At 65.4% G+C, this 24,785-nt stretch carries 25 protein-coding genes; 2 read left to right on the top strand and 23 right to left on the bottom strand.

Features of this window, described 5'->3' with window-relative positions; translation table 11 throughout:
- Positions 1-88 precede the first annotated feature (88 nt).
- Together ruvB and D2T30_RS01205 are read left to right on the top strand one after the other, a co-directional pair.
- Entirely contained in the window at positions 89-1,117 is a 1,029-nt protein-coding gene (ruvB, locus tag D2T30_RS01210) for a Holliday junction branch migration DNA helicase RuvB (RefSeq protein WP_128207300.1), read from the top strand.
- A gap of 49 nt (positions 1,118-1,166) precedes the next feature.
- Positions 1,167-1,577, top strand: a complete 411-nt coding sequence (locus D2T30_RS01205; protein WP_128207384.1) for a group III truncated hemoglobin — start codon at positions 1,167-1,169, stop codon at positions 1,575-1,577.
- 164 nt (positions 1,578-1,741) lie between these two features.
- On the opposite strand, the gene D2T30_RS01200 is transcribed toward D2T30_RS01205, so the two are convergent.
- From D2T30_RS01200 to D2T30_RS01090, 23 genes are all read right to left on the bottom strand, one after another.
- Positions 1,742-2,773, bottom strand: coding sequence for a YcjF family protein (locus tag D2T30_RS01200; protein WP_206612840.1), 1,032 nt, complete (start codon positions 2,771-2,773; stop codon positions 1,742-1,744).
- Positions 2,770-4,173 carry a YcjX family GTP-binding protein gene (locus tag D2T30_RS01195; RefSeq protein ID WP_128207298.1) on the bottom strand — a complete coding sequence of 468 codons (1,404 nt, stop codon included), beginning with the start codon at positions 4,171-4,173 and terminating at the stop codon, positions 2,770-2,772. The genes D2T30_RS01200 and D2T30_RS01195 overlap by 4 nt, the downstream gene beginning before the upstream one ends.
- A 371-nt stretch (positions 4,174-4,544) precedes the next feature.
- Positions 4,545-6,170, bottom strand: a complete 1,626-nt coding sequence (locus D2T30_RS01190; RefSeq protein ID WP_128184362.1) for a ribonuclease J — start codon at positions 6,168-6,170, stop codon at positions 4,545-4,547.
- A 47-nt stretch (positions 6,171-6,217) separates the two neighbouring features.
- The gene (locus D2T30_RS01185) at positions 6,218-6,994 is read right to left on the bottom strand and encodes a type III pantothenate kinase (protein WP_128207297.1); all 777 of its coding nucleotides are present in this window, start codon (positions 6,992-6,994) and stop codon (positions 6,218-6,220) included.
- 9 nt (positions 6,995-7,003) lie between these two features.
- Positions 7,004-7,753 carry a biotin--[acetyl-CoA-carboxylase] ligase gene (locus D2T30_RS01180; RefSeq protein WP_128207383.1) on the bottom strand — a complete coding sequence of 250 codons (750 nt, stop codon included), beginning with the start codon at positions 7,751-7,753 and terminating at the stop codon, positions 7,004-7,006.
- 1 nt (position 7,754) lies between these two features.
- Positions 7,755-9,194, bottom strand: a complete 1,440-nt coding sequence (nuoN, locus tag D2T30_RS01175) for an NADH-quinone oxidoreductase subunit NuoN (RefSeq protein WP_128184107.1) — start codon at positions 9,192-9,194, stop codon at positions 7,755-7,757.
- A gap of 13 nt (positions 9,195-9,207) precedes the next feature.
- Positions 9,208-10,734, bottom strand: coding sequence for an NADH-quinone oxidoreductase subunit M (locus D2T30_RS01170; RefSeq protein WP_128207296.1), 1,527 nt, complete (start codon positions 10,732-10,734; stop codon positions 9,208-9,210).
- The gene (gene nuoL / locus D2T30_RS01165; protein WP_128207295.1) at positions 10,734-12,707 is read right to left on the bottom strand and encodes an NADH-quinone oxidoreductase subunit L; all 1,974 of its coding nucleotides are present in this window, start codon (positions 12,705-12,707) and stop codon (positions 10,734-10,736) included. The genes D2T30_RS01170 and nuoL overlap by 1 nt, the downstream gene beginning before the upstream one ends.
- Positions 12,708-12,711: 4 nt before the next feature.
- Positions 12,712-13,017, bottom strand: a complete 306-nt coding sequence (nuoK, locus tag D2T30_RS01160; protein ID WP_128184101.1) for an NADH-quinone oxidoreductase subunit NuoK — start codon at positions 13,015-13,017, stop codon at positions 12,712-12,714.
- A 106-nt stretch (positions 13,018-13,123) separates the two neighbouring features.
- The gene (locus tag D2T30_RS01155; protein WP_128184099.1) at positions 13,124-13,726 is read right to left on the bottom strand and encodes an NADH-quinone oxidoreductase subunit J; all 603 of its coding nucleotides are present in this window, start codon (positions 13,724-13,726) and stop codon (positions 13,124-13,126) included.
- Entirely contained in the window at positions 13,723-14,133 is a 411-nt protein-coding gene (locus D2T30_RS01150) for a carboxymuconolactone decarboxylase family protein (protein ID WP_128184097.1), read from the bottom strand. Before D2T30_RS01150 ends, D2T30_RS01155 begins: the two co-directional genes overlap by 4 nt.
- A complete protein-coding gene (gene nuoI / locus D2T30_RS01145; protein WP_128184095.1) occupies positions 14,130-14,621 on the bottom strand; it encodes an NADH-quinone oxidoreductase subunit NuoI in 492 nt (163 codons plus the stop codon). The genes D2T30_RS01150 and nuoI overlap by 4 nt, the downstream gene beginning before the upstream one ends.
- Positions 14,622-14,639: 18 nt before the next feature.
- Entirely contained in the window at positions 14,640-15,677 is a 1,038-nt protein-coding gene (gene nuoH / locus D2T30_RS01140) for an NADH-quinone oxidoreductase subunit NuoH (RefSeq protein WP_128207294.1), read from the bottom strand.
- Positions 15,678-15,740: 63 nt separating this feature from the next.
- A complete protein-coding gene (locus D2T30_RS01135; protein ID WP_128207293.1) occupies positions 15,741-16,148 on the bottom strand; it encodes a hypothetical protein in 408 nt (135 codons plus the stop codon).
- A gap of 4 nt (positions 16,149-16,152) precedes the next feature.
- Positions 16,153-18,177, bottom strand: a complete 2,025-nt coding sequence (nuoG, locus tag D2T30_RS01130; protein WP_128207292.1) for an NADH-quinone oxidoreductase subunit NuoG — start codon at positions 18,175-18,177, stop codon at positions 16,153-16,155.
- A gap of 55 nt (positions 18,178-18,232) precedes the next feature.
- Entirely contained in the window at positions 18,233-18,496 is a 264-nt protein-coding gene (locus tag D2T30_RS01125) for a hypothetical protein (protein WP_128184087.1), read from the bottom strand.
- Positions 18,493-19,791: an NADH-quinone oxidoreductase subunit NuoF gene (gene nuoF, locus D2T30_RS01120; protein WP_128207291.1), complete on the bottom strand. Its 1,299-nt coding sequence runs from the start codon at positions 19,789-19,791 to the stop codon at positions 18,493-18,495. Before nuoF ends, D2T30_RS01125 begins: the two co-directional genes overlap by 4 nt.
- Positions 19,792-19,872: 81 nt before the next feature.
- Positions 19,873-21,120, bottom strand: a complete 1,248-nt coding sequence (locus D2T30_RS01115) for an NADH-quinone oxidoreductase subunit E (RefSeq protein WP_128207290.1) — start codon at positions 21,118-21,120, stop codon at positions 19,873-19,875.
- On the bottom strand, positions 21,120-22,358 hold the full coding sequence (locus D2T30_RS01110) for an NADH-quinone oxidoreductase subunit D (RefSeq protein ID WP_128184081.1): 1,239 nt from the start codon (positions 22,356-22,358) through the stop codon (positions 21,120-21,122). Before D2T30_RS01110 ends, D2T30_RS01115 begins: the two co-directional genes overlap by 1 nt.
- Positions 22,355-22,783 (bottom strand): GFA family protein, encoded by a 429-nt coding sequence (locus D2T30_RS01105; protein WP_128207289.1) that lies wholly within the window; start codon positions 22,781-22,783, stop codon positions 22,355-22,357. Before D2T30_RS01105 ends, D2T30_RS01110 begins: the two co-directional genes overlap by 4 nt.
- On the bottom strand, positions 22,780-23,388 hold the full coding sequence (locus tag D2T30_RS01100) for an NADH-quinone oxidoreductase subunit C (RefSeq protein ID WP_128207288.1): 609 nt from the start codon (positions 23,386-23,388) through the stop codon (positions 22,780-22,782). Before D2T30_RS01100 ends, D2T30_RS01105 begins: the two co-directional genes overlap by 4 nt.
- A gap of 12 nt (positions 23,389-23,400) precedes the next feature.
- The gene (locus D2T30_RS01095) at positions 23,401-23,925 is read right to left on the bottom strand and encodes a NuoB/complex I 20 kDa subunit family protein (RefSeq protein WP_128184358.1); all 525 of its coding nucleotides are present in this window, start codon (positions 23,923-23,925) and stop codon (positions 23,401-23,403) included.
- Positions 23,925-24,290 (bottom strand): NADH-quinone oxidoreductase subunit A, encoded by a 366-nt coding sequence (locus D2T30_RS01090; RefSeq protein ID WP_128184075.1) that lies wholly within the window; start codon positions 24,288-24,290, stop codon positions 23,925-23,927. The genes D2T30_RS01095 and D2T30_RS01090 overlap by 1 nt, the downstream gene beginning before the upstream one ends.
- Positions 24,291-24,785: the final 495 nt, after the last annotated feature.

The raw sequence follows: 24,785 nt of genomic DNA, 5'->3' as shown, positions 1-24,785 counted from the left end.
TTTCCATAAATATCCCGGGGGAGTCGTCCGCAGGACGACGGGGGCAGCGCCCCCTTGCCCCCGCCCGCAGCAGGCGCGACATTAGGCCATGACCGAACCCGATCCGACCCTTCGCCCCGACCGTCTGCCCGAAGACGCCGACCGCGCGCTCCGGCCGCAGACGCTTGAGGAATTCGTCGGGCAAGCCGAGGCGCGCGCCAATCTCCGCGTCTTCATCGAAAGCGCGAAGATGCGCGGTCAAGCCATGGATCACACACTGTTTTTCGGCCCGCCCGGGCTTGGGAAAACCACCCTCGCGCAGATCATGGCGCGTGAGCTTGGGGTGAATTTCAAGATGACCTCCGGCCCGGTTCTGGCAAAGGCCGGTGATCTTGCCGCGATCCTGACGAATCTCGAAACCCGCGACGTGCTCTTCATCGACGAAATCCACCGCCTCAACCCGGCGGTGGAAGAGGTGCTCTACCCCGCGATGGAGGATTTCGAGCTGGACCTTGTCATCGGCGAAGGTCCCGCCGCCCGCACCGTGCGGATCGAGCTGCAGCCCTTCACCCTCGTCGGCGCCACGACCCGGCTCGGCCTGCTGACGACGCCGCTGCGCGACCGTTTCGGCATCCCGACCCGCCTGCAATTCTACACCGAGGATGAACTCGACCTGATCGTCACCCGCGGCTCGCGCCTGCTAGGCATTCCCTCGGACCCGGACGGCACGCGCGAAATCGCCAAACGCGCCCGCGGCACCCCACGCATCGCCGGGCGGCTGCTGCGCCGCGTCGTCGATTTCGCGCTGGTCGAGGGCAACGGCCGCCTGACCCGCGCCATCGCCGACCGGGCGCTGACCCGGCTTGGCGTCGACCACCTCGGCCTCGACGGTGCGGACCGGCGCTACATGCAACTGATCGCCGAACATTACGGCGGCGGTCCGGTCGGCGTCGAAACCCTGTCGGCCGCGCTGTCCGAGGCCCGCGACGCGATCGAGGAGGTGATCGAGCCCTATCTGCTGCAACAGGGCCTGATCCAGCGCACCCCGCGCGGGCGGATGCTGGGCCAGCGTGCCTGGCGGCATCTGGGGCTGGAGGCCCCGCGCCCGCCCGTCCAAGGTGGTCTTTTCGACGAATGACTTGCCCAGGCGACTTGCCCACCTGCCCGCGCGCGCCTATCTCTCGGCCATGAGCACCCCGCCCCCGCCCCGTTTCGAGATCACCGAGGACGAGATCGACCGCGTCGTCGCCCGCTTCTACGCGAAGGTGCGCGCGCATCCCGTGCTCGGCCCGGTCTTCGCCCGCCATGTGCAGGACTGGCCCGCGCATGAGGCGAAGATCGCCCGTTTCTGGAAAGGCGCGATCCTGTTCAGCCCGGGCTTCGACGGATCGCCAATGATGGCGCACCGCCGCGCCGGCGACGTGCGGCCGGATCACTTCCCGGATTGGCTTGGCACTTTCGACGAAACCCTGCGCGAAACGCTGCCGCCCGGACAGGCCGCCGCCTGGTCGGCTCTGGCGCATCGCATCGGCATGGGGCTGCGGCAGGGCGTCGCCGATATCGGCGCGACGCCGGGAGCCGTGCCGAAGCTGCGCTAGGTCGGGTCGGCGTTCCGAACCTGAAGCGGCGCAGGAGGGGCCAGCCCCCTCGCGCGCGTCCTGCGCATTCGGCGGGGCATCCTTCCACCGGAAGGCTGCCTGATCCGCCTCATTCCCCGGGATATTTAGGGAAGAAGGGAAAGGCGCGTCCGGGGCGAGATGTTCTAGCGCGCCTCGTCGGGGTCCGGGGCCTTGGCGCGGCTGAATACGCCGGCCAGCGCCCGGCCGGTCAGGTTCGTCACCCGCGGCTTCGGCAGGACGCGGAACGGCATCGGGCGGCAGACCTCCATCGCCGCGACGCCGACCCGCGCGGTCAGCGCCCCGTTCACCACGCCTTCGCCGAAACGGCGCGAGAGCTTGGCGAACAGATGCCCGCCCGTCACCGTCTCGATCAGGTCGTCCCCAGCCGCGACGGCGCCGGTGGCCACAAGATGCGTCATCACCACCCGCGCCAGCCGGATCGAGCCAAGCGTCCCGGCCCGGCCACCGTAGATCTCGGCCACCCGGCGGATCATCCGCAGGTTCGCCGTCAGCGCGGCGAAGACATCGGCCAGCGCCAACGGCACCAGCGCGGTGACGGTGGCGACGGTGCGCACCGCGGCCTCGATCTCCAGCCGCGCGGCGGCATCAAGCGGCGTCATCAGCTCGCTCTCCGCCAGCACCAGCAGCGTCTGCGTATCAAGCTGCTCGGGCGCGCGTTCCTTCAGCCGGTCGCGCACCCAGGCCATCTCGGGGCGCGTCGCGTAAAGCCCGGCCACCTGATCCGCCACCTTGCGCGCGCGGTTCAGGTCGTCGGCCTCGATCGCCTCGTTCACCGCGCGATGCACATGGTCGAGCTTTGCGAGCCGCGCGAAGGCCGATACCTCCCGCCCCGCCAGCAGCAGGGCCGCAAGGATGAACAGCCCGAACAGCACCGTCGCCACCCAGCCCAGCACCGGATTCGCGACCATCAGCCCCTCGACGAAGCGCCATGCGGCGACCGAGACCAGAAACCCCACCAAGGTTCCCGCCGCCCACCAGAAGAAGCGCCCGATCTTCGACCCCGGCCGCGCCGCCAGCCGCGCGGCGATCTGCATCGCGCGGCCCTGCAACTGCTCGGCGGTCGCGGTGGCGGGATCGGGAATGTCGATGACGGGCGGCGCCTCGGCCGGCGAGGCGGGCGCGTCTTCGAACTCGACGATCAGCGGCTTTTTCATAATCTGTCCCCGATCAGGAATTCGGCGGCCCGGTCGAGCCGGATATGCGGCGGTCCCTCGCCCGGGCGCAGGGTCACGGGCGCGGGGGCGAAATCCATGATGGCGTAATCGCCTTCGAGCCAGCGCTGTGCCCCATCCCGCGCCGGCGCCAGAAGCTGCATCGGATCGGCGGGCAATTCGCCCGGATAGAGCGCGACCGAGCGCCCGTCGGCCAGCCGCCCGCGCACGGCGGGCAGCATGTCATCGCCCTGCGCGATCATGTCCTCGGTCGTGGTGCGCAGCGCCGCGATCGACATCGCCGCCGTGCGCGCCCCGGCGAAATCGGCGCGATCCTTCGCCTCGCGCAGCAGGGCGGCGGTGATCGCGGTCAGCCGGGCGTGCTGGCTGTGATGCAGATGGTCGGCCTTGGTCGCGGCGAAGAGGATGCGCTCCACCCGCCTGCCGCCAAGCAGCGAGGTCAGGAACCCCGAACTTCCCGGCCGGAACGCCATCAGGATCGCCGCCATCGACTGGCGCAGGTCCTCGAGCGCCGCCGGCCCCGCATGGATCGCGCCCAGAACATCGGCCAGCACCACCTGCCGGTCGATCCGGGCGAAATGGTCGCGGAAGAAGGGCTTCACGATCTGCGATTTATAGGCATCGTAGCGCCGCGCCATCTCACGCCCGAGCGAGCCGCGCGGATATTCCCCCGCCGGGATCGGGGCGAAGGTCAGGACGGGCGAGCCCTCTTTTTCCCCCGGCAGCAGGAACCGCCCCGGCGAACAATCCGACCAGCCCGCTTCGCGCGCAAGCCGCAGATGACGGGTGAAGGCCGTGGCCAGCACTTTCGCCGCAGGCTCGCTGAACGGCGCGGACAGATCCGCCGCCGCCAGCGCCGCCAGATATTCCCCGGCGCCCGGACGCAGGGGCAGCCGTGCCAGCACCCCCTCGGCCCATTGCGCGAAGCTCCTGTCGATCAGGCCCAGATCCAGCAGCCATTCGCCGGGATAATCGACGATATCCAGATGCACGGTCCGCAGCCCGCGCACGCCCCCCAGCAACCCCGTCGGCGCGACGCGAAAGCTCAGCCGCAGTTCGGAAACCGCCCGCGTGCCCTCGGGCCAATGCGGTTGCGGTCCGGTCATGGCGGACAGGTAATGTTCGTAATCGAAGCGCGGCACGGTATCGTCGGGCTGCGGCTGCAGAAACGCGGCACGGATATTCGCCGCCCCCGTCAGCGCCGGCATCCGCCCCCGGTCGAGCAGGTTCGCGACGAGCGAGGTGATGAACACCGTCTTGCCCGCCCGCGACAGCCCGGTCACGCCCAGCCGGATCACCGGCTCAGAAAACACCCCCGTCACCGAGGCGCCGAGATTTTCGATCCTGCGGCCAATCCCGCCGGCGATGTCGGAAAGTCCCAAGTTCTGCCCCTTCGCGTCTTTTCAGAAGGATAGGGCGCGGAGAGGTGGATTTACAGGGGGCGCGACACCGGAATTCCCACGCCCCTGCCCGAAGGGCCTCCGAATCCCACTCGACAGTCTGTTGCCCGTCGTTTTTCCTTAAATATCCCGGGGGTGAGCGCGGAACGCGCGAGGGGGCTGGCCCCCTTTCCACGCCTCCCGCCGATGCTGTCGGTCGAGTATTTCAGGAACCGCGCGTCAAACCCTGCGTCCCACAGGTCGTGAGCGAAGAAGGGGGCCAGCCCCCTCGCGCGTTCCGCGCTCACCCCCGGGATATTTATGGAAAGATGAATGGCAGGGAGGCCGGCTCGGGGGAGTGAAACGTGCTCTTCCTATTCCGCCATCAGCCGCGAAAGGACGATCACCACCTCGGGCTTCTTGCCGACCTCTTCCATCGTCACCTGCCGGGCGATGCGGCGCAGGGCCTCGTCCATCCTGTCGTCGGAGGCGATGATCTTGCCCGTGACGCGGTCGAGGAACTCGGCCAGCTCATCCTCGATCCGGGCGGCGAGCGAGGCGTTGGAGCGGCCCGTCTCGGGCAGGCCCATCAGCTCGACCCAGGCGTCGCCGAGGGGCTCGTCCTCCTCGTCGATGATGACGGTGATCAGCACCAGCCCGTTCAGCGCCATCCGCATCCGGTCACGCACAACGCCGTCGAGCGCGCCGATCAGCACCGAGCCGTCCAGATAGGTCCGGCCCGCCTCGACATATTCGGCGACCTGCGGCACATCGCCGGTCAGGTCGAGCATCGTGCCGTTCACCGCGACGGCCGAGGGGATGCCCTTGGCAATGCCGATCTTGGCGTGTTCGCGCAGGTGCCGGTGTTCGCCGTGCATCGGGATCAGCATCTTCGGCCGCAGCAGGTCGTGCACGGCCTCAAGGTCCGGGCGGTTGGCGTGGCCCGAGACGTGATAGAGCCCGTCGTGGTCATCGACCACATCGACGCCCATTTCCGAGAAATTGTTGATGATGCGGATCACGCCGCGTTCGTTGCCCGGAATGACGCGGGAGGAGAACAGGAAGGTGTCGCCCGCCTTCATCTCCAGCCCCAGATACCGGCCGCGGCTGAGCTGCGCCGTCGCCGCGCGCCGTTCGCCCTGAGAACCGGTGACGATCAGCAGGAGGTTCTCGCGCGGGACCTCGACCGCGGCCTCGACCGGGATGGTGCCGGGCATGCCCAGAAGGACGCCGGTTTCCTCGGCGGCGGTGACCATCTTCTTCATCGCCCGGCCCAGAAGGCAGACGGAACGCCCGGCCGCCCTGCCCGCCTCGGCCAGCGTCTTCAGCCGCGCGACGTTCGAGGCGAAGGTGGTCGCCACGACCATCCCCTTCTGCTCGGCAATGAACTTGCTGAGCGGTTCGGCGAGCGTCGCCTCCGACCGGCCGGGATGCGGCGAAAAGACATTGGTCGAATCGCAGGTCAGGATTTTGACCCCATCGCCTTCGCGCGCGATTTCATGCCACAGGACGGGATCGAAGGGCTCGCCCACGACCGGATTGCCGTCGAGCTTGAAATCCCCGCTGTGGACGATCCGCCCGGCGGGCGTGTCGATCACGAGGGCCGAGCTTTCGGGAATGGAATGGCTGAGCGGCACGAACTGCACCTTGAAGGGGCCGGCCTCGACCACCTTCGGACGCGGCTCGACCACGGTGATGATATCGCCGGGCAGGCCCGCCTCTTCCAGCTTCAGCGCGCCGATCCGGGCGGTGAACTTGCGCGCATAGACTTTCTTGCGCAGCTTCGGCCACAGATGCGACAGCGCGCCGATATGGTCTTCGTGCGCGTGGGTGATGAAGATCGCCTCGATCCGGTCGGCGTTCTGTTCGAGCCAGGCCAGATCCGCCATGATCAGATCGACGCCGGGGGTGCCGTCCATATCGGGGAAGGTCACGCCCAGATCGATGACGATCAGCCGCTCCTTCCCCGCCGGGCCGTAGCCGAAGACATAAGCGTTCATGCCGATTTCACCGGCACCACCAAGCGGAAGATAGATCAGACGGTCACTCACGCAGCCAGCCCCTTGTTGTAATCATGAATGAGCCGGAGCCCGTGAATCGTCAGGTCGTCCTCGACCTTGTCGAACAGGTCAAACCCTTGATCGAACAAAGGTGCAAGCCCCCCTGTCGCGATAACACGCATCGGTCGGCCGTGTTCCGCCCGGATTTGCCGCACGACGCCCTCGGCCAGACCGATATAGCCCCAGAAGATCCCGGATTGGATACAGGCGACGGTATTCGTCCCGATCACCTTTTCCGGGTGGGTGATGTCGACATGCGGCAGCGCGGCGGCGGCCATGTGCAGCGCCTCGAGCGACAGGTTCACGCCGGGCGCGATCACCCCGCCGATATAGGCGCCATCGGTGTCGATCACATCGAAGGTCGTGGCGGTGCCGAAATCCACGACGATCAGGTCCCCGCCATGCCGGTCGAACCCCGCGACGGCATTGACAAGGCGGTCCGGCCCGACGGTCGCGCCCTGATCGACGCGCGGCGCCACGGGCAGTTCGCAGCCCGGCTTGCCCACCACGAAGGGGCGGCAATCGAAGTAGCGGTTGCACAGGACGCGCAGGTTGAACACCACCCGCGGCACGGTCGAGGAGATGATCGCCTCGGTGATGCTCGCATGGATGCCCTTGAGGCTCATCAGCGTGCTGAGCCAGACGAAATATTCATCCGCCGTGCGGCGGTGATCGGTGGCGATCCGCCAGGTCGAGATGAAGCTTTCCCCGTCCCAGATCGAAAAGACCGTATTGGTGTTGCCGCAGTCGATGCACAGAAGCATGCCGCCTCCTCAGAAGAACACGTCGGCCGCCGAGATCGCCTGCGGCCCCCGAGGCGTGCGCAGGATCATCGCGCCGCCCTCGTCGATGGTTTCAAAGATGCCTTCGGTCGTGCGGGTCTGGGTTCGGGCCGTCACCGGCTGGCCAAGCCGCGCCGCCCGTGAAAGCCATGCCTGCCGGATGGGCGCAAAGCCCTCTGTCTCATATTGCCGTGAAAGCCGCGCGAAGGCCATCGCCAGCGGCGCGAGGAACTCTTCCGGCGCCACGGTGATGCCGGTTTCGGCCAAAAGGCTCACGGGTGTCACCGCGCCGGGTTCGACCACGGCGGCGGGCGGCGCGGCCTCGAGGTTCACGCCGAAGCCGATCGCCAGATGCGCGGGCGCAGGCCCCTGCCCGATCGTTTCGAGCAGGATCCCCGCGATCTTGCCGCCGTTCAGCAGCACATCGTTCGGCCATTTGATCGACAGCCGCGCATGCGGCCCCGAGACCCGCGCCAGCGCCGTATCGAGCGCCAGCGCCGCGACGAAGGAATAAAGCCCCCACTGGCTCAGCGCCACCTGCGGCCGGAACAGCAGCGTCGCCGCCAGATTGCCGGGCGGGCTGCGCCAGACCCGGCCGCGCCGGCCCCGCGCCGCCGTCTGTTCGCGCGCCAGAATCCACGCCGGCCCCGACAGATGCGGGGCCAGACGGGCGGCCTCGGACATGGTGCTGTCGACCGCGCCGAGGATATGGCGCGCGACACCCTCGGGCCAGTCCGTCAGATCATTGCACAAGGGATGCCGCCGCCGACGCCGCCGCGCCTTCGAGCCCGAAGAGGTTGATCGCCCCCGCCAGCGTCAGCACCGCGGCCAGCATCAGCAGCCCGAACTGCACCAGCGGCATCCGGCTGTCGAGCGTCTCGGCCTCTTCGGAGAAATACATGTAGTAGACGATCCGCAGATAGTAATAGGCCGCGATGACCGAGGCGAGGATGCCAAGCGCCGCCACCCAGACATAGCCGCCCGACAGCGCCGCCCGGATCACCGTCAACTTACCGAAGAAGCCCACCATCGGCGGCACCCCGGCAAGCGAGAAGAACAGCACCAGCACCGCCCAGGCCCGCACCGGTTGCGCCTGCGCATACTGGTTCAGCGCCGTCAGGTTGGTGACCGGCTGCCCGTCGCGTTCCATCGACAGGATGAAGGCGAAGACGCCGACATTGGTGGCGACATAGATCGTCATGTAGATCAGCGTCGCCTCCACCCCCGCGGCGGTGCCGGCGAGCAGGCCCAGAAGCGCGAAGCCCATATGGGTGATCGAGGAATAGGCCATCAGCCGCTTGATGTCGGTCTGCACGACCCCGGCGATGGCGCCAAGGAACATCGAGGCCAGCGCGATCAGCGCGATCACCTGCCCCCAGTCGCCCGTCACCTGCCCGAAGGCGTCGAACAGCAGCCGCCCGATCAGCGCCATCGCCGCAGCCTTGGGCGCGGTGGCGAAGAAGGCCGTCACCGGCGTGGGCGAGCCTTCGTAGACGTCGGGCGTCCACATGTGGAACGGCACCGCCGAGACCTTGAACGCCAGCCCCGAGATCATGAACACCATGCCGAACAGCACGCCGAGCGGCAGATGCCCGTCCTGCACCACGGTGATGATGCCGGCAAAGCTCGTCGTCCCCGCGAAACCGTAGGTCAGCGAGGCGCCGTAGAGCAGCAGCCCCGAGCTGAGCGAGCCGAGCACGAAATACTTCAGCCCCGCCTCGGAGGACCGCGCGGAATCGCGCCGCAGCGCCGCCACGATGTAGAGCGACAGCGACATCAGCTCGAGCCCCAGATAGAGCGACATCAGATCGCCGGCCGAAACCATCATCATCATGCCGACGACGGCGAGCGCCACCAGCACCGGGAATTCGAACCGCAAGAGGTTGCGCCGCTGCATGTAGTCGGCGCTCATCGCCATCACGGCGGCGGCGGAGAACAGCGCCAGCACCTTGGTGAAGCGCGCATAGGCATCGTCGATGAAGAGCCCGCCAAAGGCCGTGCGCGACCCCGATCCGCCCGCGCCGACCCACAGGCCCAGCAGCAGCATCACACCGACCGTCACCCACAGCAGCGTCACCGCCGTCTTGTCCTTGCCGGCCCAGACCCCGTAAAGCAGCGCCGCCATGGCGTAGACCGCCAGCAGGAATTCCGGCAGGACGGTGGAGAAATCCGCAGAAGTCATCGTTCTTTCTCCCTCACTGACCGGCCGTAAAGACGGCGATGGCAGCGTCATAGTTCTGCACCAGACGGACGACCGTCGGGCCGACGATATCGGTGATGAAGGGCGGATAGACCCCAAGCGCCACGATCAGCACGACGAGCGGGATCAGCATCAGCTTTTCGCGCAGGTCAAGATCCTTCAGCCCCTTCAGGCTTTCCTTCACCAAGGGCCCCATGAAGATCCGGCGATACAGCCACAGCCCGTAGGCCGCTGACAGGATCACCCCGGTCGCCGCGAAGAAGCCGATGGTGCTGTGCGCCTGGAACGCCCCGGTGATCGCGAGGAATTCACCGATGAACCCCGAGGTGCCCGGCAGGCCGATGTTCGCCATGGTGAAGAACATGAAGATCATCGCATAGGCGGGCATCCGCTTCATGATCCCGCCATAGGCGGCGATCTCGCGGGTGTGGAGCCGTTCATACAGAACGCCGACCGACAGGAACAGCGCCGAGGACACCACCCCGTGCGACAGCATCTGGAACATCGCGCCGTCGATCCCCTGCTGGTTCACCGCAAAGATGCCGATGGTGACGAAGCCCATATGCGCGACCGAGGAATAGGCGATCAGCCGCTTCATGTCCGTCTGCATCAGCGCGACGAGCGAGGTCCAGATGATCGCGATCACCGACAGCGTCATGATGAAATCGGCCATGATGCTCGCACCCGCCGGGAACATCGGCAGCGAAAAGCGCAGGAAGCCGTAGCCGCCCATCTTCAGCAGGATCGCCGCAAGGTCGACAGACCCCGCCGTCGGCGCCTGAACGTGCGCGTCGGGCAGCCAGGTATGCACCGGCCACATCGGCACCTTCACCGCGAAGGACACGAAGAAGGCAAGGAACAAGAGCGTCTGCATCCCGCCAGGGATCGAGATGCCAAGTACGGTCATCGTCTCGGTCGGGAAGGTGTATTGCATCAGCTCGGTGATGTCGGTGGTGCCGGTCTGCACGAACATCGCGATCATCGCGACCAGCATCACCACCGAGCCGAAGAAGGTGTAGAGGAAGAACTTGAAGGTCGCGTAGATCCGCTGCCGCCCACCCCAGATGCCGATCACAAGGAACATCGGGATCAGGCTCGCCTCGAAGAACAGGTAGAACAGCACCATGTCGAGCGCGGTGAACACGCCGATCATCAGCCCTTCGAGGATCAGGAAGGTGACCATGTATTCCTTGACGCGCCGGTTCTCGATCCAGGCGGCGCCGACGGTGATCGGCATCAGGAAGGTGATCAGCACCACGAACAGGACCGAGATCCCGTCCACCCCCACCTTGTATTTCATCCCGAGGATCCAGTGATATTCCTCGACGAACTGGAAGTCCGGATTGGTGCGGTCGAAGCCCACCAGCAGGAACAGGGAGATCAGGAAGGTGACGATCGTGGTGATCAGCGCGAACCAGCGGGCGTTCCGGTCGGCCGCCTCGCTCTGCCCGTGCTGCACCAGCGCCAGGATCGTCGCGGCCACGAGGGGAACGAAAGTGATGATGGAAAGCAGGTTTTCCATTATTGGGACCCCCCGGCCAGGACGACCCAGAACATCAGAACGACGAGGCCGATGACCATGGCGAAAGCATAGTGGAAGAGGTAGCCGGACTGCATCCGGCCTGCGAGGCGGGCGAGCATCGGCACGATGCCGAGCGCAACCCCGTTGACGGTCCCGTCGATGATCTTCACGTCGCCCTTCTTCCACAGGAAGTTGCCAAGGCCCTTCGTGGTGCGCACGAAAAGCAGGTCATAGATCTCGTCGAAATACCATTTGTTGAGAAGGAAGCGGTAGAGCAGCCCGAACCGCGCCGCCATCCGCGCGGGCAGGCCCGTATCGCGGATGTAGAACAGCCACGCCGTGCCGAAGCCAACCAGCATCGCGATGAAGGGCGAGGCGGTGACCAGCAGCGGGGTATGGTGCGCGGCCTCCAGCACCTCGTGGTCCAGCGCGGGGCTGACCGCACCGGATTCGGTGGCGAAGAAGGAGGCGATCCCCGCCTCGCTGCCAAAGAAGCTGTTGTACCAGATCATCCCGGCGAAGACCGCGCCGAGCGCCAGAACGCCAAGCGGGATCAGCATCACCATCGGGCTTTCATGCGCGTGGTCATGCGCATGATGATCGCCCCGCGGCGCGCCCCAGAAGGTCAGGAACATCAGCCGCCAGGAATAGAAGGCGGTGAAGACGGCCGAGATGATCAGCATCCAGTAGGCATAGCCCGCCCCGGCCCCCCATGCGCCCTCGATCACCGCGTCCTTCGACAGGAAACCCGCGAAGCCGATATGGGTCAGCGGAATGCCGACGCCGGTGATGGCCAGCGTGCCGATCAGCATCGCCCAGAAGGTCAGCGGGATCTTGGCCCGCAGGCCGCCGTAATTGCGCATGTCCTGTTCGTGGTGCATCGCCGTGATGACCGAGCCCGCGCCAAGGAACAGCATCGCCTTGAAGAAGGCATGGGTGAACAGGTGGAACATCGCCACCGGATAAAGCCCCACCCCCGCCGCGACGAACATGTAGCCCAACTGCGAACAGGTCGAATAGGCGATCACCCGCTTGATGTCGTTCTGCACCAGCCCCACCGTCGCCGCGAAGAAGGCGGTGGTGGCGCCGATGAAGACGACGAAATGCTTCACCTCGGTCGCGTATTCAAAGAGCGGCGACATCCGCGCCAGGAGGAACACCCCGGCGGTGACCATCGTCGCGGCGTGGATCAGCGCGGAAACCGGCGTCGGCCCCTCCATCGCGTCGGGCAACCATGTGTGCAGGAACAGCTGCGCCGATTTCCCCATCGCGCCGACGAAGAGGAAGAAGCAGACGATCTCCGCCGCGTTCCAGTCGCGCCACAGGAAGGCGACGGTGGTTTGCGCAATCTCGGGCGCTTGCGCGAAGATCGTGTCGAAATCCAGCGATCCGGCCAGATAGAACAGCCCGAACATCGCCATCAGGAAGCCGAAATCACCGACCCGGTTCATCACGAAGGCCTTGATCGCCGCGGCCCCGGCCGAGGGCCGCTTGAAGTAGAAGCCGATCAACAGGTAGGACGCCAGCCCCACCCCTTCCCAGCCGAAGAACATCTGCAGCAGATTGTCCGCCGTCACCAGCGCCAGCATGGTGAAGGTGAAGAAGGACAGATAGGCGAAGAAGCGGGCCTTGTAGGGCTCGTCCGCGTCGAATTCCGGGTCGTCCGCCATATAGCCCCAGCTATACAGATGCACGAGCGCCGAAACCGTCGTCACCACGATCAGCATGATCGCCGTCAGCCGGTCGAGCCGCAGCCCCCAGGTGACGTCGAGCGTGCCGGATTCCAGAAACCGCATCAGCGTGACATGCCGCGTCGTGCCGTCGAAGCCGAAAAAGACGATCCAGCTGAGCAGGCAGGACAGGAACAACAGGCCGGTGGTCAGCGCCAGCGCGCCCTTTTCCCCGATCAGCCGCCAGCCGAAGCCTGCCACGACCGCTCCGAACAGCGGGGCAAGAAGAATGATCGTTTCCATGCTCTTACCCCTTCATCACGTTCACGTCTTCGACCGCGATCGTGCCACGGTTGCGGAAGAAGACGACGAGGATCGCAAGCCCGATCGCCGCCTCTGCCGCGGCGACGGTCAGCACGAACATGGTGAAGATCTGTCCCACCAGATCGCCCGAATAGGCCGAGAAGGCGACAAGGTTGATGTTCACCGCCAGCAGCATCAATTCGATCGACATCAGGATGACGATGACGTTCTTGCGGTTGACGAAGATCCCGAAAATGCCGGTGACGAACAGAACCGCCGCCACCCCCAGATAATGCTCAAGTCCGATCATCGCCGGCTCCTGTCCCGTTCTTCGCCTTTTTTGCGCTTAGTAGAAATTCCCGCCATCACGGCGACGAACACCGCAAGGAATACGGCGATCCAACTGGCGGTATCCATTACAAGCCCTGCCCCGGTTTGACGTCCACAAGCTCCAGCGACTTGGCCGGATCGCGGTGCATCTGTTCGATGACGTTCTGCCGCTTGACGTCGGTGCGGTGCCGCAGGGTCAGCAGGATCGCCCCGATCATCGCCACCAGCAGCACCAGCGCCGAGGCCTGGAACAGGTAAAGGTATTGGTCATAAATCAGCAGGCCGAGCGCCTTGGTGTTGTGGATGTCCGCGGGCGTCGGCGCCTGATGCAGCGCGGCCGAGCCATCCGCCGTCGCCCATGCGCCGAAGCCGATGCCAAGCTGCATCAGCATGACCAGCGCGATCAGCAGGCCAAGCGGCATGTATCTGACCAGTTCGCCCTTCAGCGAGGCGAAATCGACGTCCAGCATCATGACGACAAACAGGAACAGCACCGCCACCGCGCCGACATAGACGATGATCAGCAGCATGGCGACGAATTCCGCCCCCAGCAGCACGAACAGCCCCGAAGCCGACAGGAAGGTGAGGATCAGCCACAGCACCGAATGCACCGGGTTCTTCGCCATGACCACCATGAAGCCCGCGACCACCGCCACCACGGCGAACAGCCAGAACGCAAACGCCATCATGTGTTATCCCCCGATTTCTCGTCAAAGACCGATCGCGCGATCTCCAGCGCGCGGGTCATGGCGGGCACGCCGCCGAACATGCTCATCTGAAAGATCGCCTCGGCGATCTCCCGCTGTGTCGCGCCGGCTTCCAGCGCGTGGCGGATCGTCAGCCGCAGTTGCGCATCGGCCTGCGCACCCAGAACCGTCAGCGCCGCGATCGTCAGCAACAGCCGCGTGCGCGCATCCAGCCCTTCGCGGTTGAAGGTCCGGCCGAACCAGATCTCCATCATGTCCTTCGACATGGTGGGGAAGAATTTCTCGAAATTGACGGGACTGAAGCTTTCCAATGCCGGATTGAACAGGCGGGCCATTTCCGTCCCCTGCTCCATCATCGTCTTGAAGAGTTTCGAGAATTCCTCGTTCATCTGTAGGGTGCATCCAGTTCGATGTTGCGGGCGATCTCCACTTCCCAACGGTCGCCGTTGTCCAGCAGCTTGGCCTTGTCGTAGAACAGCTCCTCGCGGGTTTCGGTGGCGAATTCGAAATTCGGCCCCTGCACGATAGCATCAACCGGGCAGGCTTCCTGACAAAAACCGCAATAGATGCATTTCGTCATGTCGATGTCGTAGCGCGTGGTGCGGCGCGAGCCGTCGGCGCGGGTCTCGGCATCGATGGTGATCGCCTGCGCGGGGCAGATCGCCTCGCACAGCTTGCAGGCGATGCAGCGTTCCTCGCCGTTCGGATAGCGGCGCTGCGCATGTTCGCCGCGAAAGCGCGGCGACAGCGGCCCCTTTTCATGCGGGTAGTTGATCGTCGCCTTGGGCGCGAAGAAGTAACGCAACCCGATCTGGAATCCCTTGATGAAATCCCAAAGGACGAAATACTTCGCTGCGCGTCCGTAGTCGAATGCCATGGCTCAGTCTCCCCCCACTCAGCTTCCTATGGTCCAGCGCGCCCAGAAGCCGCCGAGAATTTCGAATTTCGCCAGAAACGCCACGATCACCACCCAGGCGAGCGACAGCGGCAGGAACACCTTCCAGCCGATCCGCATGAGCTGGTCGTAGCGGTAGCGCGGCGTGATCGCCTTCACCATCGAGATGGCGAAGAAGCACAAAGCCATCTTGATCACCATCCACCACACCCCGTCCGGCAGGCCCGGGATCGGGCTCAGCCAGCCGCCGAAGAACAGCAGGCTGATCAGCGCGCACATCAGCACCACGGCCATCAGCTCGCCGATCATGAACAGAAGGAACGGGGTCGAGGAATATTCGACCTGATAGCCCGCGACGAGTTCGGATTCCGCTTCAGGCAGGTCGAACGGCGGACGGTTGGTTTCCGCCAGCGCCGAGATGAAGAATAGCGCCACCATCGGCAGATGCGGCAGCCAGTACCAGTTGAACAGCCCGAACGACCCCCTCTGCGCGTCGACGATGGCGCCGAAGTTCATCGAGCCGGTCGAGATGATCACCCCGATGATGATCAGGCCGATCGAGACCTCGTAGGACACCATCTGCGCGGCGGACCGCAGCGAGCCGAGGAACGGGTATTTCGAGTTCGACGCCCAGCCCCCCATGATCACGCCGTAAACCTCGAGCGAGGAGACCGCGAAGATATAGAGGATCGCCACGTTGATGTCGGAAATCACCCAGCCCGTGTTCCACGGGATCACCGCCCAGGCGATCACCGGCAGGATGAAGGACAGCATCGGCGCGATGAAATAGACCGACTTGTCGGCCCCCGCGGGCACGACGATTTCCTTGATGATGTATTTGCCGAAGTCGGCGAAGCTCTGCAGGAGGCCGAAGACGCCGACGACGTTCGGCCCCCGGCGCATCTGCACCGCCGCCCAGATCTTGCGGTCGGCATACATCAGGAAGGCCAGCGCGACCAGGATGCAGACCGTGACCAGAAGACATTGCCCCAGGATCAGGAGGAATGTTCCGAATGGTGTTGCCAGAAACTCAGCCATTTTGTCCCTCTGCCCGTCTCGCCCTGTGCCCACCGGCCCGGATGCGGGTATTCCTCAATCGCGTCATACCGTGGGGATGCCTTTTACCGCGCATTCGCCCACCATTTCCTGTGCCTCGACCCGGTCGAAGCCGCGCGGATGGCCCTTGCCGATCATGTAGACCGCCTCGCCCGTCCATTTGCCAAAGCGTTCGCTGACCACGGTGCGGATCTGCCGCGCCGTATCCATGCCGCGGATCAGCGCGTATTGCGCGACGGCGCAGCGCAGATAGGCGGTGATCGCCTCATCACTCGCGCCGCCCTTCAGCGCGGCGCGCATCTCGACCAGTTCGGGGTCGATCATCCGCGTCTCGATCCCCAGATAGGCGATCTCTTCCTTCGGCGGTTCGGGCGCGGCGTCCTGCGCGCGCGCCATCCCGCCCGCCAGCAGCGCCGGAAGGACAAGACCCGCGATATGCCGGACAGCCGCCATCGCCCTACTCCGCCGCCAGCGACGCGCCCGCCGCGCGCGCCTTGTGCAGGGCCGAACATTCCGCCATCACCACCGAGGCCCGCGCGATCGGATTGGTGAAGTAGAAATCGGCGATTGCCGGGCGGAAGCCCGCATCCGCCATGTCGCGCAAGGCGACCGGCGACCAGCCGTTGTCCGGCACCCGGTCCACCTGCGCCAGATGCGGCACTGCGGCGACCAGCGCCCGGCGCAGCCCGGCCAGATCGTTCCACGGCTGCACCGCGCCCAGTTGCGCCGAAAGCGCGCGCAGGATCGCCCAGTTCTCCTTCGCCTCGCCCGGCGCGAACCCGGCGCGGAGCGCAAGCTGCGGCCGCCCCTCGGTGTTCACGAAAAGGCCGTTTTCCTCGGTATAGGCGGCGGCGGGCAGGATGATGTCGGCGCGCATCGCGCCCCGGTCGCCATGGCTGCCCTGATAGATCACGAAGGGCCCACCCTCGGAGGCCGGCTTGATCTCGATCTCGTCGGCGCCGAGGTTGTAGATCACCTCCACGCCCTGAACGGCGGCGGCAAGACCACCTTCGGTCACCGCGCCCACATCCATCGCGCCCACGCGCCCGGCGGCGGTGTGCAGCACCAGATATTTGCCGCCCAGCTTTTCGGCCAGCGCCATGGCATGGGCGATCACCGCCTCGCCATCCGCCTCGCTGATCGCGCCCTGCCCGACGATGACCAGCGCGCCCTCGGTGGCCTCGGCCTGATCCAGCAGGGCGGCCAGCGCGGCGCGATCCTGACCGGCCGGGATGTAGTCATAGGTCAGATCCGCCTCCGGCCCGACCAGCGTGATCTTGGCCCCGTTGCCCCATGCCTTGCGGATGCGGGCGTTCAGCACCGGCGCCTCGTCGCGCGGGTTGGTGCCGATCAGCACGATCCGCTTGGCATGGTCGATGTCGGAAATCGCCGCATTGCCGACATAGGCCGAACGGTTCCCCGCCGGCAGCCGCGCACCATCGGTGCGGCATTCGACGCTGCCGCCGAGTTCCTCGATCAGCCGTTTCAGGCTGAAGGCCGCCTCGACCGGGGCCAGATCGCCCACAAGGCCCAGCACCTTCTTCCCCGTCATCGCCTTGGCGGCAGCGGCCAGAGCCTCGCCCCAGCTCGCCTTGCGCAGCTTGCCGCCCTCGCGAATGTAGGGCACGTCCAGCCGCTGGCGGCGCAGACCGTCCCAGATGTAGCGGGTCTTGTCGGAAATCCATTCCTCGTTCACCGCGTCGTTGTTGCGCGGCAGGATGCGCATCACCTCCCGCCCCTTGGTGTCGACGCGGATGTTCGAGCCGAGCGCATCCATCACATCGATGGATTCGGTCTTCGACAGTTCCCACGGGCGCGCGGTGAAGGCATAGGGCTTCGAGGTCAGCGCCCCCACCGGGCACAGATCGACGATATTGCCCTGAAGGTTCGAATCCAGCGTCATGTTCAGATAGGAGGTGATCTCCGCATCCTCGCCGCGGCCGGTCTGGCCCATCTGGGTGATGCCCGCCACCTCGGTGGTGAAGCGCACGCAGCGGGTGCAGGAAATGCAGCGCGTCATCTGCGTCGAGACCAGCGGGCCGAGGTTCAGGTTGTCGGACGCCCGCTTCGCCTCGCGGTAGCGCGAGAAATCGACGCCATAGGCCATCGCCTGATCCTGAAGGTCGCATTCGCCGCCCTGATCGCAGATCGGGCAGTCGAGCGGATGGTTGATGAGCAGGAATTCCATCACCCCTTCGCGGGCCTTCTTGACCATCGGCGAATTGGTCTTGATCACCGGCGGTGCGTTTTCCGGGCCGGGGCGCAGGTCCTTGACCTGCATGCCGCAGGATGCCGTGGGCTTCGGCGGGCCGCCCAGCACCTCGACCAGACACATCCGGCAGTTGCCCGCGATCGACAGCCGCTCGTGATAGCAAAAGCGCGGCACCTCGATCCCCGCCTGTTCGCAGGCCTGCAGGATCGTCAGGTTCGGATCAACCTCGACCTCACGGCCGTCGATGATGATTGTGCGAAGGTTCGACATGATCAGACCTGTCAGTTGCGGTTGCGGGGTTTGCCCGGAGTGAATGATGCGAGGCTCATGCGCAGCCTCGCGGATAGATCCAGGCGCCGTCGCGGAAGTTGTCTTCGGTCGAGGACTCCACCCTGCCGCCGCAGAGCCGGTCGGCGGCGCGGCGGGCCTCGGCCCCGTCGGAATAGGTGAAGGGTGCGGCGTCGCGCGTCACGATCAGCGCCCCGCCCGCATGCGCGGCGGCATAGCCCGCCACCGCCGGCGCCCGTTCGGGAACCGGAGGCGCGGCACAGGCCGCCAGCGCGAGCGTGAGGGGAAGCGACTGTCTCATTCCGCGGCCATCGCCCCCATGCGCCCGGTCTTGCGGGCCTTGATGCGGTCCTCGATCTCTTCGCGGAAGTTGCGGATCAACGCCTGAATGGGCCAGGCCGCGGCATCGCCGAGCGCGCAGATTGTGTGGCCCTCGACCTGCTTCGTCACGTTGAACAGCATGTCGATTTCCTCGATCTCCGCCTCGCCCGTGACCATGCGGTCCATGACGCGCATCATCCAGCCGGTGCCCTCGCGGCAGGGCGTGCATTGCCCGCAGCTTTCGTGCTTGAAGAATTTCGACAGCCGCCAGATCGCTTTCACCACGTCGGTCGACTGGTCCATGACGATCATGCAGGCCGTGCCGAGCGAGGATTTCACCTCGCGCATGCCGTCGAAATCCATGATCGCGTCTTCGCAATGCTCGGGCCGCAGGATCGGGCAGGACGCACCACCGGGGATGATCGCCTTCAGGTTCTTCCACCCGCCGCGCACGCCGCCGCCATACCGCTCGATCAGCTCGCGCATCGGAACCGACATCGATTCCTCGATCACGCAGGGCGTGTTGACGTGGCCCGACATGGCGAAAAGCTTGGTCCCCGTGTTGTTCGGCCGCCCGAAGGAGGCGAACCAGTCCGCCCCCCGGCGCAGGATCGTCGGCACGACGGAAATGGATTCGCAGTTGTTCACCGTCGTCGGGCAGCCGTAAAGCCCCGCCCCCGCCGGGAAAGGCGGCTTCATCCGGGGCATGCCCTTCTTGCCCTCAAGGCTTTCGAGCAGCGCCGTTTCCTCGCCGCAGATATAGGCGCCCGCGCCGTGGTGCAGGTAGACATCGTAATCATAGCCCGACCCGCAGGCGTTCTTGCCGAGGAATCCGGCCTCATAGGCCTCGTCGATCGCCTGTTGCAGGGCCTCTTTCTCGCGCGTGTATTCGCCGCGGATATACAGATAGGCCGCCGCCGCCCCCATGGCGAAACCGGCGATCAGCGCGCCCTCGATCAGGCAATGCGGATCGTGGCGCATGATTTCCCGGTCCTTGCAGGTGCCGGGTTCGGATTCGTCGCAGTTGATCGTCAGGAACGAGGGCCGCCCGTCGGGCGAAGCCTTGGGCATGAAGGACCATTTCAGCCCGGTCGGGAAGCCCGCGCCGCCCCGGCCGCGCAGACCCGAGGCCTTGATCTGTTCTATGATCCAGTCCCGGCCGTTCGCCAGGATGCCCGCGGTATTATCCCAATGGCCGCGCATCATCGCGCCCTTCAGCGAGCGGTCGTGCATCCCGTAGAGGTTGGTAAAGATCCGGTCCTGATCTTTCAGCATCTCGTTTCCCTCAGTTGGCGGACCATCGGTCCCCGGCCTTGCGGATGCGGGTTGCTGCCCGCCCCATGATCCCCGAAAGGATCAGTAGTCGTTCGTCTTCGCCCGTTCGAGGAAGCGGTCGATCCCCTCCTCGACGATGATCTTCGCCTGCGCGACCCATTTGTCGCGCGTGCAGCGGCCCTTGAAGCCCGGCACGTTTTCGTCGGCGAACAGCACCTGTTCCGGGCCCCAGGCGGCGATCTGGTCGAAATGGAAGATGCCCCATGCGTGCAGGCGCGCCTCCAGCACCGGGCCGATCCCCTCGATGATCTTCAGGTCGTCCGGCTTCTCGTCGCGCGGCGCGGCGAGCCCCTCGGGCCTTTGCCCCCCGCCGTTCGGTTGCTCCTCCGGCGGCGGCGCCACCGTCTGCCCGGCCGCGGCCATCGCGGTGCCGCCCGATGCCACGGCCAGCACCGCCTCGGGCTTGCCCTTGTCGGCGACGACGGCCTGCTGCTTCGTCACGCCCGTCCGGTCGACGGGACTGTTACCGGCGGGCTTCGGTTCGGCCTTCGCCGCAGCGGCCTGCTGCACCGCCGATTTCGGACGTTCCGTCCCCATCACGCCGATCGGCCCGCGCTGGCCCGAGGTCTGCCACGGCGCGCGCAAAGGCACCTCGGTCCCGTCGATGCGCTTGAACGCATCGCCGATCGACACCGCCAGCGCCGTGGTGGCGTTGAATTCCTCGCGGTCGCCCTTGGTGTCCAGAAGCGCGACCTGCTCCCCCGCGCGTTCGGACGAAAACCGCCCGATGCGCGATCCGGGGCGCGGCGTCTTGCCGGCGGTCAGTTCGTCGATCAGCGTCTCAAGGCTTTCCTCGGACAGATCCTCGAAATAATCCTTGCCGATCTGCGCCATCGGCGCGTTGGAACAGGCGCCGAGGCATTCGACCTCTTCCCACGACAGCTTGCCGTCCAGCGACAGTTCATGCGGATGCGCGGAGATCTTGCGCTTGCACACGGCGATCAGGTCTTCGGATCCGCGCAGCATGCACGGCGTCGTGCCGCAGATCTGCAGATGCGCGACCGACCCCACCGGCGTCAGGTGGAACATGAAATAGAAGGTCGCGACCTCAAGTGCCCGGATATAGGCCATGTCGAGCATGTCGGCCACGTATTCGATCGCCGGTTTGGTCAGCCAGCCTTCCTGTTCCTGCGCGCGGAACAGCAGCGGAATGATCGCCGAGGCCTGCCGCCCAACGGGATATTTGGTGATCTGCGCCCGCGCCCATTCGAGGTTCGCCGGAGTGAATTCGAAGGTTTCAGGCTGTTCCTGATACAGACGGCGGAGCATTAGCGGTCGATCTCCCCGAAAACGATGTCGAGCGTGCCGAGGATCGCCGAGATATCGGCGAGCTGATAGCCGCGCGCGCATTCGTCCAGCGATTGCAGATGCGCATAGGCGGGCGAGCGGAGCTTGGCGCGATAGGGCCGGTTGGTGCCATCCGCCACCAGATAGACGCCGAATTCGCCCTTGGGCGCCTCGACGGCGGCATAGACCTCGCCCTTCGGCACGTGGAATCCCTCGGTATAGAGCTTGAAGTGATGGATCAGCGCTTCCATCGACCGCTTCATCTCGGCGCGTTTCGGCGGGGCCATCTTGCCGCGCGTCAGCACCTCGCCGGGGGTTTCGCGCAGCTTCGCGCAGGCCTGCAGGATGATCTTCGTCGATTCCCGCATCTCGGCCATGCGGACCAGATAGCGATCGTAGCAATCGCCGTTCTTGCCCACCGGAATGTCGAAATCGAATTCGTCGTAGTTTTCGTAGGGCTGCGAGCGGCGCAGATCCCATGCAAAGCCCGATCCGCGCACCATCACACCGGAATAGCCCCAGCGGGTGATGTCTTCCTCGGTGATGTTGAAGATGTCGACGTTGCGCTGCTTGAAGATGCGGTTTTCCGTCAGCAACGTCTCGATGTCATCGAGCCGCTTCGGGAACTTCTGCGCCCATGCCTCGATATCGTCGATCAGCGCGGGCGGCAGATCCTGATGCACCCCGCCCGGGCGGAAGTAGTTCGCGTGCAGACGCGCGCCACAGGCCCGTTCGTAGAAGATCATCAGGCTTTCGCGTTCCTCATACCCCCACAGCGGCGGGGTCAGCGCGCCCACGTCCATCGCCTGCGAGGTAACGGCCAGCAGATGGTTCAGGATGCGGCCGATCTCGCAAAACAGCACGCGGATGGTCTGCCCGCGCTTCGGCACCGCGGTCCCGGTCAGCTTTTCGATCGCCAGACACCAGGCATGTTCCTGATTCATCGGCGCGACGTAATCCAGCCGGTCGAAATAGGGCAGGTTCTGCAGATAGGTGCGGCTTTCCATCAACTTCTCGGTGCCGCGATGCAGCAGGCCGATATGCGGGTCGATCCGCTCGACGATTTCCCCGTCGAGTTCCAGCACCAGACGCAAAACGCCGTGCGCCGCAGGGTGTTGCGGCCCGAAGTTGATGTTGAAGTTGCGGATCTGCTGTTCGTTCGTCAACAGATCTTTCGAGCCGTCGTCATAATGGTTCTGCCGGATGCCGCCGTCCATCATGCGCCTCCTTCCATGCCGGGCGCGACCATCGCGAGGAATTCCGCCTCGGTCATGGTCTGCGTCGCGTTGGCGATCGCGTAATTGCCGGGTTTGCAGTCGATGAAGATCTGATGCGTCAGCTCGAACTGCGCGGGATCGGCGAAGCACTGGATCGAGACATGAGTGGATTTCCCATCCGCCGACCGCCACGCGATATGCGATCCGCAATGGCCGCAGAACAGCCGCTCGCCCCATTCGCTGGACGGATAGATGCTGACCGGCGCGCCGGCCACGAACTCCAGCGGCGCCTCGCTCTCGACCGAGATGAACATGCCGCCCGACCACTTCCGGCACATCGAGCAATGGCAGATGCCCGCCTCATGCGCCGGGCGCGCGGTGAAGGTGCAGTCGCCGCACAGGCAGGTGCCGGTTTGGAGGTCGCTCATCCCTTCGCCTCCGCCTTTTCGTCGCCGGGCAGGATGTATTGCGCGCCTTCCCACGGCGAGAGGAAATCGAACTGGCGATATTCCTGCACCAGCTTGACGGGTTCGTAGACGACGCGCTTGCGCACCTCGTCGTAGCGGACCTCGGTATAGCCGGTGGTCGGGAAATCCTTGCGCAGCGGATGGCCGCGGAAGCCGTAATCCGTCAGGATGCGGCGCAGGTCCGGATGGCCGGAAAACAGGATGCCGAACAGGTCGAAGACCTCGCGTTCATACCAGTTCGCCGCCGGGAAGACCGAGGTGATCGAGGGAACCATTTCCTCTTCACGGACGGCAGCCTTCACCCGGACGCGCTGGTTGCGCCACATCGACAGGAAATTCCACACGATGTCGAACCTCGCCAGCCGTTCCGGCCAGTCGACCGCCGTCAGGTCGACCAGCGTCGAGAATTTGCAGCTTGCGTCGTCGCGCAGGAATTCAACGAATTCCACGATCGAGCCGGGGGTGACGGTGACGGTAAGCTGACCGAAGGCCACCTCGGTCGAGATCACGTCGTTCGGCCGCCTCCCGGCGATGTGGGCGGCAAGTTCTTCAAGAGCGTCGCTCATCTTCCCCTCCCCTCAGCGCACCAGCGTGCCGGTGCGGCGGATCTTGCGCTGAAGCTGCAATACCCCGTAGAGCAGCGCCTCCGCCGACGGCGGACAGCCCGGCACGTAGATATCGACCGGCACGACCCGGTCGCAGCCGCGCACGACCGAATAGCTGTAGTGGTAGTATCCCCCCCCATTCGCGCAGGACCCCATCGAGATCACGTAACGGGGTTCCGGCATCTGATCATACACTTTGCGCAGCGCCGGGGCCATCTTGTTGGTCAGCGTGCCGGCGACGATCATCACGTCCGACTGCCGCGGCGAGGCGCGCGGCGCCGTGCCGAACCGTTCGAGGTCATAGCGCGGCATCGAGGTCTGGATCATCTCGACCGCGCAGCAAGCCAGCCCGAAGGTCATCCAGTGGAGCGAGCCGTTGCGCGCCCAGGAAATCAGATCCTCGGCCGAGGTCAGCAGAAACCCCTTGTCCTGCAATTCCTTGTTCAGCGACTGGGTCGCCACCTCGCGGTCGGCGCCCGCGGTATTGGCCGAAGTCATCACGCCCATTCCAGCGCCCCCTTCTTCCATTCATAGGCAAAGCCGACGGTCAGGATCGCCAGGAAAGCCATCATCGACCAGAAGGCGGTCATGCTCAGATCCCCGAAGGCCACCGCCCAGGGGAACAGGAACGCCACTTCGAGGTCGAAGATGATGAACAGGATCGAGACGAGGTAGAACCGCACGTCGAATTTCATCCGCGCATCGTCAAAGGCGTTGAACCCGCATTCGTAGGCGGAGACCTTCTCCGGGTCGGGATTGCGGACGGCCAGCACTACAGCCGCGAGGACCAGCACGAGCCCAAGAACAACTGCCAATGCCAGAAAGACGAGGATGGGAAGATATTCACGCAGCATGTCGTGCATCATTTGGCTCCCTCAGGTCGCGACAAATCATCGCGCAGGTTCCGGCTAAGGAGAGCATTATCTGCGGCCCCCTGTCAGGTCAACCGGAACGCCGCATTTTGCCGATGAAAAGCATACCAGAATCCGGACGAAACCCCATCCCGGGCCGTGGATGGGCGGCGAATCCGGGCTGGAAAAGCAAACGATATAAAATATTTATCGCAGATGACGGTTTTCCGCATCCGCAGCGCCGCAGCGCCGAATCCCCCTTCCCGGCGCGGACGAACCACCGATCCGCGCCGCCCGGCGGGGCCGATTCCCGTCCTTGCCGGGCGGAGGATGAAGACCGGATCGACGCGGGCATCCCGCCGTTTGACGCGCCGCGCAGGCGCGACATATCACCGCATGCCGCGCACCCTCTCCGGGGTCGTCCTCCTATGCCTCACACCCGACAGATAGCCCGAACGTCATCTCCGGCAATGGTGCCCTGCCTGCCCTGCGATCGATCGGTTGCCC

This window comes from Paenirhodobacter populi (assembly GCF_004022215.1).
GTDB classification, from domain to species: Bacteria; Pseudomonadota; Alphaproteobacteria; order Rhodobacterales; family Rhodobacteraceae; genus Rhodobacter; species Rhodobacter populi.
Note: the sequence above shows the minus strand (reverse complement) of the source record. Positions and strands in the feature narration are given on the sequence as shown.

Coding starts and splice junctions, on each gene's coding strand:
- D2T30_RS01185 (WP_128207297.1), bottom strand. CDS start 6,994: ATGCTTCTGTGCATCGACTGCGGCAACACCAATACGGTCTTTTCGATC.
- D2T30_RS01200 (WP_206612840.1), bottom strand. CDS start 2,773: ATGAAAAAGCCGCTGATCGTCGAGTTCGAAGACGCGCCCGCCTCGCCG.
- D2T30_RS01170 (WP_128207296.1), bottom strand. CDS start 10,734: ATGGAAAACCTGCTTTCCATCATCACTTTCGTTCCCCTCGTGGCCGCG.
- D2T30_RS01155 (WP_128184099.1), bottom strand. CDS start 13,726: ATGATGGCGTTTGCGTTCTGGCTGTTCGCCGTGGTGGCGGTGGTCGCG.
- D2T30_RS01135 (WP_128207293.1), bottom strand. CDS start 16,148: ATGGCGGCTGTCCGGCATATCGCGGGTCTTGTCCTTCCGGCGCTGCTG.
- D2T30_RS01095 (WP_128184358.1), bottom strand. CDS start 23,925: ATGACTTCGGCCAATACCGCGGGCGCCGACCGCGAGGTGGCGACCCAG.
- D2T30_RS01090 (WP_128184075.1), bottom strand. CDS start 24,290: ATGCACGACATGCTGCGTGAATATCTTCCCATCCTCGTCTTTCTGGCA.
- nuoH (WP_128207294.1), bottom strand. CDS start 15,677: ATGGCTGAGTTTCTGGCAACACCATTCGGAACATTCCTCCTGATCCTG.
- nuoL (WP_128207295.1), bottom strand. CDS start 12,707: ATGGAAACGATCATTCTTCTTGCCCCGCTGTTCGGAGCGGTCGTGGCA.
- D2T30_RS01125 (WP_128184087.1), bottom strand. CDS start 18,496: ATGAGACAGTCGCTTCCCCTCACGCTCGCGCTGGCGGCCTGTGCCGCG.
- D2T30_RS01115 (WP_128207290.1), bottom strand. CDS start 21,120: ATGCTCCGCCGTCTGTATCAGGAACAGCCTGAAACCTTCGAATTCACT.
- ruvB (WP_128207300.1), top strand. CDS start 89: ATGACCGAACCCGATCCGACCCTTCGCCCCGACCGTCTGCCCGAAGAC.
- D2T30_RS01110 (WP_128184081.1), bottom strand. CDS start 22,358: ATGATGGACGGCGGCATCCGGCAGAACCATTATGACGACGGCTCGAAA.
- nuoF (WP_128207291.1), bottom strand. CDS start 19,791: ATGCTGAAAGATCAGGACCGGATCTTTACCAACCTCTACGGGATGCAC.
- D2T30_RS01190 (WP_128184362.1), bottom strand. CDS start 6,170: ATGAACGCTTATGTCTTCGGCTACGGCCCGGCGGGGAAGGAGCGGCTG.
- nuoI (WP_128184095.1), bottom strand. CDS start 14,621: ATGGCATTCGACTACGGACGCGCAGCGAAGTATTTCGTCCTTTGGGAT.
- D2T30_RS01150 (WP_128184097.1), bottom strand. CDS start 14,133: ATGAACGAGGAATTCTCGAAACTCTTCAAGACGATGATGGAGCAGGGG.
- D2T30_RS01205 (WP_128207384.1), top strand. CDS start 1,167: ATGAGCACCCCGCCCCCGCCCCGTTTCGAGATCACCGAGGACGAGATC.
- nuoG (WP_128207292.1), bottom strand. CDS start 18,177: ATGTCGAACCTTCGCACAATCATCATCGACGGCCGTGAGGTCGAGGTT.
- D2T30_RS01105 (WP_128207289.1), bottom strand. CDS start 22,783: ATGAGCGACCTCCAAACCGGCACCTGCCTGTGCGGCGACTGCACCTTC.
- nuoK (WP_128184101.1), bottom strand. CDS start 13,017: ATGATCGGACTTGAGCATTATCTGGGGGTGGCGGCGGTTCTGTTCGTC.
- D2T30_RS01100 (WP_128207288.1), bottom strand. CDS start 23,388: ATGAGCGACGCTCTTGAAGAACTTGCCGCCCACATCGCCGGGAGGCGG.
- nuoN (WP_128184107.1), bottom strand. CDS start 9,194: ATGACTTCTGCGGATTTCTCCACCGTCCTGCCGGAATTCCTGCTGGCG.